The organism is Bifidobacterium sp. ESL0769 (assembly GCF_029395495.1).
Taxonomy (GTDB): Bacteria; Actinomycetota; Actinomycetes; order Actinomycetales; family Bifidobacteriaceae; genus Bifidobacterium.
This window is the reverse complement of the sequence record NZ_CP113918.1, coordinates 1,857,335-1,870,016: the sequence shown is the minus strand read 5'-3', so window position 1 is coordinate 1,870,016 and position 12,682 is coordinate 1,857,335. Positions and strand designations below refer to the sequence as shown.

The 12,682-nt window shown below is 56.7% G+C and carries 10 protein-coding genes; 8 read left to right on the top strand and 2 right to left on the bottom strand.

Annotation, left to right across the window (positions count from 1 at the left end):
- Nucleotides 1-241 precede the first annotated feature (241 nt).
- The 5 genes from dapB (at nucleotide 242) to OZX72_RS07410 (ending at nucleotide 5,299) form a co-directional block, all read left to right on the top strand.
- Nucleotides 242-994, top strand: coding sequence for a 4-hydroxy-tetrahydrodipicolinate reductase (gene dapB, locus OZX72_RS07430; RefSeq protein WP_277158069.1), 753 nt, complete (start codon nucleotides 242-244; stop codon nucleotides 992-994).
- Nucleotides 995-1,038: 44 nt separating this feature from the next.
- The gene (gene dapA / locus OZX72_RS07425) at nucleotides 1,039-1,950 is read left to right on the top strand and encodes a 4-hydroxy-tetrahydrodipicolinate synthase (RefSeq protein ID WP_277158068.1); all 912 of its coding nucleotides are present in this window, start codon (nucleotides 1,039-1,041) and stop codon (nucleotides 1,948-1,950) included.
- 159 nt (nucleotides 1,951-2,109) lie between these two features.
- The gene (locus tag OZX72_RS07420; protein WP_277158067.1) at nucleotides 2,110-4,134 is read left to right on the top strand and encodes a ribonuclease J; all 2,025 of its coding nucleotides are present in this window, start codon (nucleotides 2,110-2,112) and stop codon (nucleotides 4,132-4,134) included.
- A 142-nt stretch (nucleotides 4,135-4,276) separates the two neighbouring features.
- Entirely contained in the window at nucleotides 4,277-5,119 is an 843-nt protein-coding gene (locus OZX72_RS07415; RefSeq protein WP_277158066.1) for a phosphatase PAP2 family protein, read from the top strand.
- A 15-nt stretch (nucleotides 5,120-5,134) separates the two neighbouring features.
- Nucleotides 5,135-5,299, top strand: coding sequence for a hypothetical protein (locus OZX72_RS07410; protein ID WP_277158065.1), 165 nt, complete (start codon nucleotides 5,135-5,137; stop codon nucleotides 5,297-5,299).
- 781 nt (nucleotides 5,300-6,080) lie between these two features.
- Here OZX72_RS07410 and OZX72_RS07405 read toward each other — a convergent pair.
- Both OZX72_RS07405 and OZX72_RS07400 read right to left on the bottom strand, forming a co-directional pair.
- Nucleotides 6,081-6,338, bottom strand: a complete 258-nt coding sequence (locus OZX72_RS07405; RefSeq protein WP_277158064.1) for a hypothetical protein — start codon at nucleotides 6,336-6,338, stop codon at nucleotides 6,081-6,083.
- Between the two features lie 23 nt (nucleotides 6,339-6,361).
- Entirely contained in the window at nucleotides 6,362-6,739 is a 378-nt protein-coding gene (locus OZX72_RS07400) for a hypothetical protein (protein WP_277158062.1), read from the bottom strand.
- Nucleotides 6,740-7,651: 912 nt separating this feature from the next.
- On the opposite strand from OZX72_RS07400, the gene pepN reads away from it, so the two are divergent.
- From pepN to OZX72_RS07385, 3 genes are all read left to right on the top strand, one after another.
- On the top strand, nucleotides 7,652-10,264 hold the full coding sequence (pepN, locus tag OZX72_RS07395; protein WP_277158060.1) for an aminopeptidase N: 2,613 nt from the start codon (nucleotides 7,652-7,654) through the stop codon (nucleotides 10,262-10,264).
- A gap of 240 nt (nucleotides 10,265-10,504) precedes the next feature.
- Nucleotides 10,505-11,893, top strand: a complete 1,389-nt coding sequence (gene glmM / locus OZX72_RS07390) for a phosphoglucosamine mutase (protein ID WP_277158059.1) — start codon at nucleotides 10,505-10,507, stop codon at nucleotides 11,891-11,893.
- On the top strand, nucleotides 11,893-12,654 hold the full coding sequence (locus OZX72_RS07385; protein WP_277158058.1) for a peptide deformylase: 762 nt from the start codon (nucleotides 11,893-11,895) through the stop codon (nucleotides 12,652-12,654). The genes glmM and OZX72_RS07385 overlap by 1 nt, the downstream gene beginning before the upstream one ends.
- The last annotated feature ends 28 nt before the right edge of the window (nucleotides 12,655-12,682 follow it).

Sequence of the window (12,682 nt, the reverse complement as noted above, 5' to 3'; positions counted from 1 at the left end):
TAGGCGCGGCCTCAGCTGGCATTCGCATCTTGCCGGCTCTTCTAGGGCCGGGCGCTGTCTTAAGGGAACCGGGGTTCTGCCCCTAACGTTCCTTCAGACAGCGCCCGGCTTTCTTCTATTCGTTTCTACTTGTTGTGTCGGCGTTGTTCGGTTTTCACAGCTTAGTCCTCGTTGTTCCCTTGCCGCCGTATTGTTGCTATATAAATAAAGGTATAAAACATGTAGAGAGGGCGGGGTTGTTATGATTCGAGTTTCAGTGGTTGGTGCGCTTGGACGCATGGGCGGCAGCGTGGTCGAGGCTGTCAAGGCTGCGGACGATATGGAGATCGCGCAACAAATCGGCGAGAACGACGATATCGCTGCCATTACGCCGGACAATACCGATGTGGCTGTGGAATTCACCGTCCCGACCTCGTCGCTGGGTAACGTGTTGAAGCTCGTGGCGCAGGGCGTGAACGTGGTGGTCGGTACCACCGGCTGGACCGACGAGAAGCTTGATCAGGTCAAAGCCGCACTCGCCAAGGCCCCGCGTGAAGGTCAGTCTGTGTTCATCGCGCCGAACTTCGCCATTTCTGCCGTCCTTGCCGACAAGTTTGCCGCCGAGGCCGCCAAGTACTTCACTTCTGCCGAGGTCATCGAGCTGCATCATCCCGACAAGGTCGATGCGCCTTCCGGCACCGCCATCCACACTGCTCAGGCTATTTCCGTGGCGCGTAAAGAAGCCGGTTGTGCTCCGATGCCTGATGGCACTCAGGGTGAAGCGGCTTCGCGTGGCCAAATCGTCGACGGTGTGCACGTTCATGCAGTGCGCCTGCAGGGTCTCAACGCCCACGAGGAAGTGCTGCTGGGCAACACCGGCGAGCAGCTGGTCATCCGCGCCGACAGTTTCGATCGTGCCTCGTTCATGCCCGGCGTTCTGCTCGCGGTGCGTAACATTGCCTCTGGCACTCATCCCGGCCTGACCGTCGGCCTCGATGCGTTCCTCGACCTCTGAGTAGGCGGGGGCGAAGCGTCCCGCCCGAGAAGTAGCGTTGAGGTATGAGTGAGTCTTCTATGCATCTACTTGATTCAGCGCCATTCGGCCGGGTTATTCCCGCTATGGTGACGCCGATGCACGATGATGGTTCCGTTGATTTCGAAGCATCTGCGGCATTGGCCAAGCATCTGGTCGCTTCCGGCGCCGATGGCCTGTTGGTCAACGGCACGACCGGTGAGTCGCCGGTCACCCACATGGACGAGAAAGTCAAGCTCGTCCAGGTTGTCAAAGAAGCCGTTGACGTGCCGGTGATTTCCGGTGCGGGTTCCAACGACACCGCCCACACGGTTCGCATGGTCGAGCAGACTCAGGAAGCCGGTGCCGATGCGGTGCTGGTGGTCGCTCCTTATTATTCTCGTCCTTCGCAAGAGGGCATTTTCCGCCATTATCAGGCGGTCAACGAGTCGGCGGACAAGCCGATTATCGTCTACGACGTTCCCGGACGTACCGGTGTGCATCTTACGCTTGAGACTTATTGCAGGCTTGCGCAACTTGACCATATCAAAGCCGTGAAGGATGCGACGGGGGATATTGCAGGTGCCGTGCGCAAGCGTATGGAAACCGGCCTGACTTGGTACTCTGGAGATGACGCGCTGTTCCTGCCGTTCCTTTCCATTGGTGCTGTCGGCGTTATTTCGGTCATCGCGCACGTCGCATCGAACCCGATGCGCCAGCTTGCCGATGCGTTTGACCGTGGCGACATCCACGAGGCCCAGCGCCTTGCGGTTCGTCTCGCCCCGCTGGTCGATGCCATCAACGGCACCGGATTCCAGGGAGTTTTGGCCAAGGCCGCGCTGCACGAGCGCGGATGGCTTGATGAGACCACGATGCGTCTGCCGAACGTCGGGCCAGGGGAGCCGGAATTTGAGCGTGCCCACAAGGGCATGGTCGATGCCGGTATCTTGGAAGCCTAGTTTTAAGAAGGTTTTGACGATCGGGCAGGGCAAAAGCATAACTCATTACAGCGGGGAAGTCGGTGGCGCGTTACGCGGCTACGGGCTTTCGTCCGCTGTTTTTATTCCTCGTCTGCGCATAGGTGCAGACACTAAGTAAACAGAAGTTCAGTAATAGATATGACAGATACAGAAGAAAAAACCACAGCGCCAACCACGCATCGTCGTGGCAGCGCCAGCAAGGCACGCGCCCGCAAAAGTGAGGCCGCTGCCGAGAAAACCTCAAAGCGCAGCAGTGCTAAGACCAGTACGAAAAACGGCGAAAAGCGCACGAGCAGCAAGCGTTCTGAATCCCGCGGTTCCTCCCGCTCGGGCGGACGTCGTTCCAACGCTTCCGGTTCCTCCCGTGGCGGACGCGGCGGCAACCGCTCTAACAGCCGTCGTTCCAACCCGCGCGCCGTTTCCCGCACTCCGGGAACGTCTCCCAACCAGGACGCCGTGCTGATCGCCCCGCCGAAGTATCGCAAGGGCTCCATGCGCATCGTGCCGCTTGGCGGCCTCGGCGAAATCGGCCGCAACATGAATGTGATCGAATACAACGGTCACCTGTTGCTGGTCGATTGTGGCGTGCTTTTCCCTGATGAGGAGCAGCCCGGTGTCGATCTTATCCTTCCTGATTTCAGCTATATCAAGGACCGGCTCGACGACATCGAAGCGCTCGTGCTGACCCATGGCCACGAAGACCACATCGGCGGCGTGCCGTACCTCTTGAACCTGCGTCCGGATATCCCGCTGATCGGCTCCAAGCTCACGCTCGCCTTCGTCAAGGCCAAGTGCGAGGAGCATCACCAGAACCCGCGTTGCGTCGAGGTCACCGGCCGCGACAAGCTCAAGGTCGGCCCATTCAACCTCGAATTCGTCGCCGTCACCCACTCGATTCCTGACGCATTGGCCGTGTGCATCAACACGCCCGCCGGCACTGTCATCGACACCGGCGACTTCAAGCTCGACCAGCTGCCCATCGACCATCGCATCACCGATTTGGTCGAATTCGGCAAGCTTGGCGAGAAGGGCGTCGACCTGGTGATGGTCGATTCCACCAACGCCGAGGTTCCTGGCTTCGTGCGCCCCGAAAGCACCATCGGCCCCGAGCTCGAGCGTGCCTTCAGCGAGGCCACCCGCAAGATCATCGTCGCCTCCTTCTCCAGCCATGTCCATCGCGTGCAGCAGGTCGTTGACGCTGCGCACAAGGTCGGCCGCAAGGTCGTTTTCGTCGGACGCTCGATGGTGCGCAACATGTCCATCGCCGCCGATCTCGGCTATCTGCACATTCCCGAAGGCACCGTCGTCGACCTGAAGAAGGCCAAGGATATCCAGGACAACAAGCTGGTCTACATGTGCACCGGTTCGCAGGGCGAGCCGATGGCCGCGCTCGGCCGTATCGCCGACGGCACCCACCGCGACATCACCATCAACGAGTTCGACACCGTCGTGATGGCCAGCTCCCTCATCCCCGGCAACGAGAACGAGGTCTACGGCCTGATCAACAAGCTCGTGCAGAAGGGCGCGCGTGTCATCAACCGTGACAACGCGAAGATTCACGTCTCCGGTCACTCCAACGAGGGCGAGCTCACCTACTTCTACAACATCCTGAAGCCCAAGTGCGTCATGCCGATCCACGGCGAGAACCGCCACTTGGTCGCCAACGGACTCGTGGCCGTCAAGACCGGCGTTGATCCGAAGAACGTCGTGCTCGCGGAAGACGGCGATGTGGTCGATCTCTATCATGGTCAGGCTGCGGTTGTCGGCTCCGTGCCGTGCGGGTATGTCTACGTCGACGGCGACACCGTTGGCGAGCTTACCGACGAAGAGCTCGAGAAGCGCAAGATTCTCGGCACCGAGGGCTTCGTCTCCGCCTTCGCTGTGGTCGACACGGATGCCAAGAACGTCATCTCCGGCCCGAAGGTCTACATGAACGCGATGCCCGAAGATGAAAGTGAATTCGAGAACGTGCGTCATCAGATCGTCCAGCAGCTCGAGGACGCGATGATGGATGGCACCCACGACACCCACAAGCTCCAGCAGATCATGCGCCGTACCATCGGCAGCTGGGTCTCCCGTCAGCTTCACCGTAAGCCGATGATTGTCCCGGTCGTCGCCGACGTCGCTCACGACGTCATCGACGGCACCTCCTACGGTGACTGAAGTTGAGGCTGAATTCGGCTTGTTGATGTCTTGCTGATATTTGGGTGAGTTTATCTCTGAAAATCCTAAACAAGTTGTTATATGATTTCCCCGGTAGGTTTCGCGCCTGCCGGGGAATTTACGAATGACGAGGAATGAACGTATGAAAAAACTGTTTCCTGCCACTGCGATTGGCGCGCTGGTTCTGCTGATTGTCGGCACGTTTGCCGATTTGCGCATCGACCAGGCGCTCTACCGGCCTGGCAACGGGTTCTCGGCTTTCTTCGAACGTTTGGCACCGCTCATCGGCGCGACCGTTCTGATGATTGGCGCGGCGCTCGTGTTCTGGACCTACAAATTCGTCAGGGAAAACCTTGCAAAACTCATACTTTCCGGTCTTGTCTATCTTGGCGCGACATTGGTAGGCCTTGCGCTTTGCTATAAATACTGCCATTTGTTCGGTGTGGCGTACGGGGCCATCGTCGCTATTCTGATTGCCTGTATCGTCTACAAAATCCCCGACGAGCTGAAGCAGCGCTACCGCTGGGCCGGCATCGCGATCGTGGCGGTGTTCCTGGTTTCGATGGGTGTTTTGGAAGTCGCCAAAATCATCTGGGGTCGCGTCCGTTTCCGCGCGATGCAAGGCAATCTCGATCTGTTCACGCCGTGGTATCATCCCAACGGCAAGCATTACCTTTCGGCCGTGACGGTGGCCGACAACATCAAATCCTTCCCCTCCGGCCATTCGCAATTCGCCGGTTCCGCTTTGTTGCTTTGCCTGCTTGCTTTGGTCAATCCGCGTTGGAAAAACAAGGAAAGCATGGTCTACGGTATCGCACTGGTCTACGCACTGGTGGTCATGTTCAGCCGCATGATGCAGGGCGCCCATTTCCTCTCCGATGTCACCGTCGGTTTCGCCCTTCCGTTCCTCGCTCTCTGGTTGGCGCGTCATCTGTTGCTTAAGCAGCTCGCTCAGCATTATCCGCAAGAATACGAGCTTGCGTGATTCTATTGTTAGGTAATGAGTGAGAGCGGTGGCTACCGGAATTTCGGCGGTCGCCGCTTTTGTCCTAAAAACTTATGCGGGTTGACGGCCGAAGCCAGCGACCCGCACAAATTCATTCAACAATTAGGACGTGAAAATAATAGCGCCCTGCCGATGAAGCCCAACGAGGCGAAGCTTTGAAGACCCGGGCAATTGCCTCGAAGCGAACCGGCTTTAACCGACACGTCGAACATACCATGCCAGATATCTAAATACAACTTTGTCTAATTAATTTATGATTTATAAACAATTCATTCATTGACATTGTTACGTATTATCGTATGTTAAAAACTTGTGTGGGCCGTTAGGCAAAGCCAGCGACCCGCACAAATTAGCCAAATAGTTAAGGCGAAAAGGTAATAACGCCCTGCCGATGAAGCCCAACGAGGCGAAGCTTTAGTGACCCGGGCAAATGCCTCGAGATGAGATGGCTTCAACTGACATGTCAAATTTATCATAGCAGTGTCAGATTCTCAAATTTTCTCAAGATTCTAGATTTCGATATCAAGGAATCTTGATTTTTCTTTGATATTGCCGTTTTAATTTGCAATTCAAGTTGTTGTGTGTCACGTTGGTTATGCCGCGCGTACGCGGCGGGCATTCCTATGAGATGGATTGCTGAAACGTACGTGCGACCGGCTTGGACCAAAAGGTCGGCTGACATCTGAATAGTTGGAGGCCAGAAATGGCATCTTATAAAGGTAACAAGCCTGGGAACTCTGGGCTCTGCTGGCTCGTGACAACGGTGTTGCTCACGATCGTGCGAAAGGTTGGCTCACTTGTAGCTGCGGCAATTTTGCTAATTTGCTTGCTGTATGCGATTAGCAGGATGGAGTAGTGCCAGCACCTCATTGTTTTAACGGATAGTGAGGCAGGATTGGCGGCGGAGCAATCTGCCGCCTTTTTATGTTTATCTAAATTGTCATTTCACTGCAGAAACGTAGACCTTGTGGCTGCGGGGGAATTCGCGTTTGAATGCCTGCTTGACGGCATGCTTGCATTCTCGGGTGGCTTCGGAATCGGTGCCGACGTTGAAAGTCGTGCTTTCGTCGCGATAGCCTTGTTCGTGCAGAATAACGCCACTTTTGTCATGTTCGAGGCAGAGTGAACGGTCCTTTTTCGCGGTCAGAAACGTGAGTTTCTTATACTCCGATTTCGCCGTCGCCGCGTTCTCCATCATGCTCAATGCCTGTTTAACAGGAATCAGTCGCATAGTCCGGCCTCTTTCAGGTCATGCTCGAGCAGATGTGTGAACTCGTCTTTTTGCAACGTTGAGGATATAAAAAGCACGGTGACGTCTGCGCTGTTTTCTTCACTTGCAAGGTCGCTGCTTTTGCCCAAAGTATCCGCGTCTTTGACGATAAAGGCAACGCGTGCCGAACCCGTGCGTTTGAGATTGACGCGAAATTCGTAGACACATTGCCCGCCGACCCTAGCCGATACCGCCCGCTTGACCTTCGACATTCCGGTTTTCAGCTGCATATCCAAAGCGTTTTCGATGCAGTTTTTGATGGTCTTTTCGTCGTCGCGATGCTTCTTGAAAAACTGCTTGCACCCGGAACGTTCATACTTCACGTTCATCACATCACGACCCAATTTGTTACTCGATACTCGTTTTCAGCATAAGGAATTGGGCGACATTCCATTCAATCGTATGCTCGCTCTGGTGGCTGTCAATTGCCTTCGTTGACATCATCGCGTACTCGTTACATTGCCCCTGAAAACTTGTATGGGCCGCCAGCCGAAGCCAGCGACCCACACAAATCAATCCAATAGTTAGGACGAAATGAAAGACGCCCTGTCGATGAAGCCCAACGAGGCGAAGCTTTGAAGACCCGGGCATGAGCCCCGAAGTGAACCGGCTTCAACCGACATTCCGAGCGTATCACGGAGGCATTGAATCCACAACTTTTCTCAAGGTTCCTCGATTTCGATATCAAGAAATCTTGATTTTTCCTTGATATCGCTGTTTTAATTTGCAATCCATCTCTAGATGTGTCACGTTGGTTATGCCGCGCGTATGCGGCGGGCAATCCCTGAACCGGAGAACCGAAAACGTACGTGCGACCGGCTTGGGCCAAAAGGTCGGCTGAAATACAATAAAGAAGGGAGCCAGAAATGGCACCTGATAATGAAAACAAGCCCGGGAACTCTGGGCTCTGCTGGCTCGTGACAACGGTGTTGCTCACGATTGTGCGCAAGGTTGGTTCACTTGTGGCTGCGGCAATTCTGCTGATTTGTCTGCTGTACGCAATCAGCAGGATGTAGTAGTGCCAGCACCGTGCCGCTGTAATAAGTAGCGCGGCGGGATTATCCGGCGGCGGAGTAATCCGTTGCCGGACATCCTCCATGGTATTGCGCGAAGAAGTATCGATTCGGCATGTGCGCTGTGGGCGTGGTGCTGACGTGCCCCGTTGCCATAATGGAATCAATCTCTTGATTTTGCGGCGCAAGCTGTTGCTGCCGTATGCATGAAATAATAGAAGGAGCGAAATGCCAGGAGCGAATCTCACACGTGTTGAAGCTGAGGAACGCAAGTCCGTTGTCACCGGGCCGGTCAGCTATCATGTCGATTTGGATTTGACCAAGGGGCCGAAGAATTTCCCTTCGGTTGCAACGATTACTTTCGATGCGAAGCCGGGTGCTTCAAGCTTTGCCGATCTTATTGCCGACGAGGTCAGCGATATCGAACTCAACGGCGAGAAACTCGATCCGGCGAAGTATTACGTAGACAATCGCGTTGAGCTGCCGGCTTTGAAGGAACACAACACGCTCAAGGTCGTCTCTTCCTGCCAATATTCGACCACCGGCGAGGGCCTGCATCGCTCTGTCGATCCTGCCGATGGCAACGTTTATCTTTATTCTCAGTTCGAGGTACCGGATGCCCGTCGCGTCTACGCCGTTTTCGATCAGCCTGATATCAAGGCAACCTTCGATTTCGAGGTCATCGCGCCGCAATCCTGGCTGGTCACCTCCAATATGCCGGTCAAGTCGACCGAAAATCTTGATGCAATGACGGCCGACGGTACGCTAGGAACGCACCCTGCCGAAACCACCAAGCGCTGGGTTTTCGAGACCACGCCGAAGATGAGCTCGTACCTCACCGCCATCTGCGCCGGCCCGTATGCCGAATGGCACACCACCTATGCCAACGAGGATGGTCGTACTGTACCGATGGCGCAGTACTGCCGCCAGTCCTTGAAGGACGACTTCGCCAAGGACGCCGAATACCTCTTCGACATCACCAAGAAGGGCTTCGCCTTCTATGCCAAGACCTGGGGCGTGCCCTACCCGTATGCCAAGTTCGACCAGATCTACGTGCCGGAATACAACGCCGGTGCGATGGAGAACATCGGCATGGTCACCATCCGCGACTCCTACGTCTTTGGCTCCAAGGTCACCGACGCGCTGGCCGAGCGCCGCGTGGTCACCGTGCTGCACGAGCTTGCCCACATGTGGTTCGGCGATTTGGTGACGATGAAGTGGTGGAATGATTTGTGGCTGAACGAATCGTTCGCCGAGTTCATGTCGACCCTGTCGACCGCCGAAGCCACGGAATGGAAGGATTCCTGGGCCACCTTCACCTCAGGCGAGAAGAGCTGGGCCCTCAACCAGGACCAGCTGCCGACCACCCACCCCATCACCGCGCCGATCAACGACCTGCACGACACCGAAGTGAACTTCGACGGCATCACCTATGCCAAGGGCGGCTCCGTCTTGAAGCAACTCGTGGCCTACGTCGGGCGCGACAAGTTCTTCAAGGGCATCAACAGCTACCTCAACAAGCACAAGTACGACAACGCGACGTTGAACGACTTGCTGGTCGAGCTCGAAGCGGCGAGCGGACGCGACTTGAAGACCTGGAGCAAGCAGTGGCTCGAGGAAGCCGGCATCAATACGATTGCGGCTGACGTTGAAGAAAACAGCGACGGCACCATTAAGTCGTTGACTCTTACCCAGACCGCTCCGGCCGAGCATCCTGTGCTGCGCGTCCATCGCATGGCCATCGGCTTCTACAACCGCGATGCGGCTACCGGAAAGGTCACCCGTACCGACCAGATCGAGCTGGATGTCGACGGCGAAACCACCGTGGCTGCTGAAGCCGCCGGCAAGAAGCGTCCCGACTTTATCCTCCTAAATGACGATGATCTGACCTATACCAAGCTGCGTTTCGATGAGAAGTCACGCGAGTTCGCCGCCGAGCACCTCTTCGAGTTCGACGACGCCCTGGCTCGCGCCGTCATCTGGTTGGCATTCTGGGATATGACCCGCGATGCTGAATTCCCGGCCGAGCGCTTCATCGATCTGAGTCTCAAGATGCTCTCCACCGAACATGAGTCCACCACGTTCCGCTATGCGTTGAGCACTCTCAAGACCACCGCCACGCACTATGTTGCGCCTGCACGCCGCGAGGCCGTCGACAAGCATGTAGCCGAAGGTCTGTGGAATCTTGCCAACGAGGCCGAGGCTGGAAGCGATGAGCAATTCCAACTCGTCACCGCCTATTTGGGCTATGGCGAGCAGGGCGATGCCCTCTTCATCTCGAACGTCAAGAATCTGCTTTCCGGGTCGCTCAAGCTCAAGGGTCTTGAAATCGACAACAATATGCGTTGGGTGTTGGTTCGTGCGCTCGCAGCCGTCGGTGAGATGGATGATGAGGCCATCGACGCGGAACTGAAACTCCGCGACACCACCGACAATCGCGAATTTGCCTATGGTGCCCGTGCCTCCGTGCCGACCGCTGAGGCCAAAGCATGGGCGTGGGATGCTTCGATTCACGACCTGACTCTCACCAATTCCCAGCTTGAGGCGGCCGCGCTCGGCTTCTCGTCGAACCTCACCGGAAAGCTCGCCGTTCCGTATACTTCCAAATATTACGACACGGTCGATTGGATTTGGGAGAACCGCACTTTCCATATGGCCGAAACGCTGTTGGAAGACCTCTATCCCACTTACGCCGACCCGGCCGAGCTGGTGAACCTAGGCGATGAATGGTTGGAATCCCATAAGGATGCCGCCCGCGCCCTGCGCAACATCGTCATCGGCAACGTCGAATCTTCCCGTCGTGCCCTAAAGGTGAGCGCCTACAACGCCAGCCTGAAATAAGCTTGGTGGCTTGGCGGTTCCGGTGATTGTGAAACGAATCTGAAGAACCCCATCAATAATTGACATTTTCGCCGCTTGTCGCAGACTGATTTTGCTCTGCAGCAAGCGGCGTTGTGTATAAACGTCAAGAAAATGAAATGCGACGAAATCGGGCAGTGTTGGGGGTGTGCGCGGCGTTCGTGAAGGCCGCTGAGTAAGATGAGGCTCAGTAACATTCGTGCAAACGGAGGATGTGGCACTATGCCCAATATGTTTGGAACCGATGGTGTTCGCGGACTGGCGAACAGGGATTTGACCGCAAGACTGGCGCTTGACTTGGGCGACGCTGCGGTGCGCGTGTTGGGCGATTCCTCCGGCACCGAGGAGGAACATCGCGAGGGGCGTCGGCGTGCGTTGATCGGCCGTGATACCCGCGTTTCCGGTGATTTCCTCGCTTCGGCGCTCGCTGCGGGTATGAGTGCGGGTGGTTTTGACGTTATCGACGCCGGCATCATTCCGACTCCTGGTGTGGCCTACTTGACCAGCGAACTCAATGTCGAAATGGGGGCGGTGATTTCTGCTTCACACAACCCCATGCCCGACAACGGCATCAAGTTCTTCGCGCGCGGCGGCTTCAAGCTGCCGGACAAGAAGGAAGACGAAATCGAAGCGGTGCTTGGCAAAGATTGGGATCGCCCGACTGGCGCCGGCGTAGGCCGTGTAAGCCATGACATCAACACCGCTACCAATATGTATATCGACCATCTGGTCTCGGCCATTGCGCCGATCGCGCCTGACAAGACCCAGCCCAAGCCGCTTAAGGGCCTGAAGATTGTGGCCGATTGCGCCAACGGTGCAACTTCGGTGGTTGCTCCGGAAGCGCTGCGTCGCGCCGGTGCCGAGGTGCTGGTCATCAACGCTTCGCCTGACGGCTACAACATCAACAAGAAGGCCGGTTCCACCCACCCCGAGCAGCTGCAGGCCATGGTCAAGGCCTCCGGGGCCGCGATGGGCGTGGCGTTCGACGGCGACGCCGACCGCTGCCTCGCCGTGGACGAGGACGGCAACATGGTCAACGGCGATCAGGAGATGGGCATTCTCGCGCGCGCCAAGAAGCGCGAGGGCAAGCTCAATCACGACACGTTGGTGGTCACGGTGATGAGCAACCTCGGCCTGAAGCTGGCCCTGAAAGACATGGGCATTTCGACGGTACAGACCAACGTCGGCGATCGTTACGTTCTTGAGGAAATGCTCAAGGGCGATTATTCTATCGGTGGCGAGCAGTCTGGCCATGTCATCAACCGCGAATTCGCCACCACCGGCGACGGAACCTTGACCGCGTTGACGCTTTGCAACGAAGTCGTCAAATCCGGCAAGTCGCTGAAGCAATTGGCTGTTGATTTCCCGCAACTGCCGCAGCAGCTGATCAACGTTCCTAAGGTCGACAAGAAGGCTGCGCCTACCAATGCCAAGGTGCAGGACGCCGTCGCTCGTGAAGAGAAGCTACTGGGCGCTACCGGCCGTGTACTGCTTCGCCCGAGCGGCACCGAGCCGTTGGTTCGCGTGATGGTCGAGGCCGAAACGCAGCAACAGGCCGACGAGGTCTGCCAGCGTCTGGCCGCCGTAGTCGCGGAGGAGCTGGCGATCTGATGTTCTCGCGCAATACCAAAGTCGACACCGAATTGAACCATGCCGTCGAGCAGCTCATCAAAACCGGCGGCAAGGAGAAGATTCTTCCCATCGTGCAGATGGGAGAGCCCGTGCTACGCCAGGACGCCGCCAAATACGATGGCCAGCTGAGCAAGCGGACACTTGCCAAGCTCATCGAAGCGATGCATGTGACGATGCTTGAGGCCCCGGGCGTCGGCTTGGCTGCGCCGCAGATTGGCTTGGGTCTGCGTATCGCCGTGGTCGAGGATCATGTGCGCGTTGGCGGTAGGGGAGTCGACGACAATCCTGAAGGACATGTCGGTAGCAAAGACGGCCAGGATTCATCGAATCAGCAAAACGGTTCAGATGATAGCGAAGTCATCGACGATACGAACGACCCGCGCGAAATCGCCGAATTCCCGTTCCGTGCCATCATCAACCCGACTTACGAACCCATCGGTAGCGAGCAGCGCAGTTTCTACGAAGGCTGCCTGAGTTTTGCCGGCTACCAGGCGGTTCGCCGCCGCTGGCTTGACATCACCGCCCGCTGGCAGGACGAGGACGGCAACAAGCACGAGGAACATCTGCACGGTTGGCCCGCCCGAATTTTCCAGCACGAGACGGATCATTTGAGCGGCGAGGTCTACATTGACCAGGCCGAAATTCGTTCGCTTGCCACTGACGAGAATCTCGAGGACTATTGGTGCGAGGACCCCGTCCCAACCGATGCCGCCAGAGAGCTTGGTTTCAAACTTGCCTGAACCAATGCACTCAACTGGCTGCCTACCT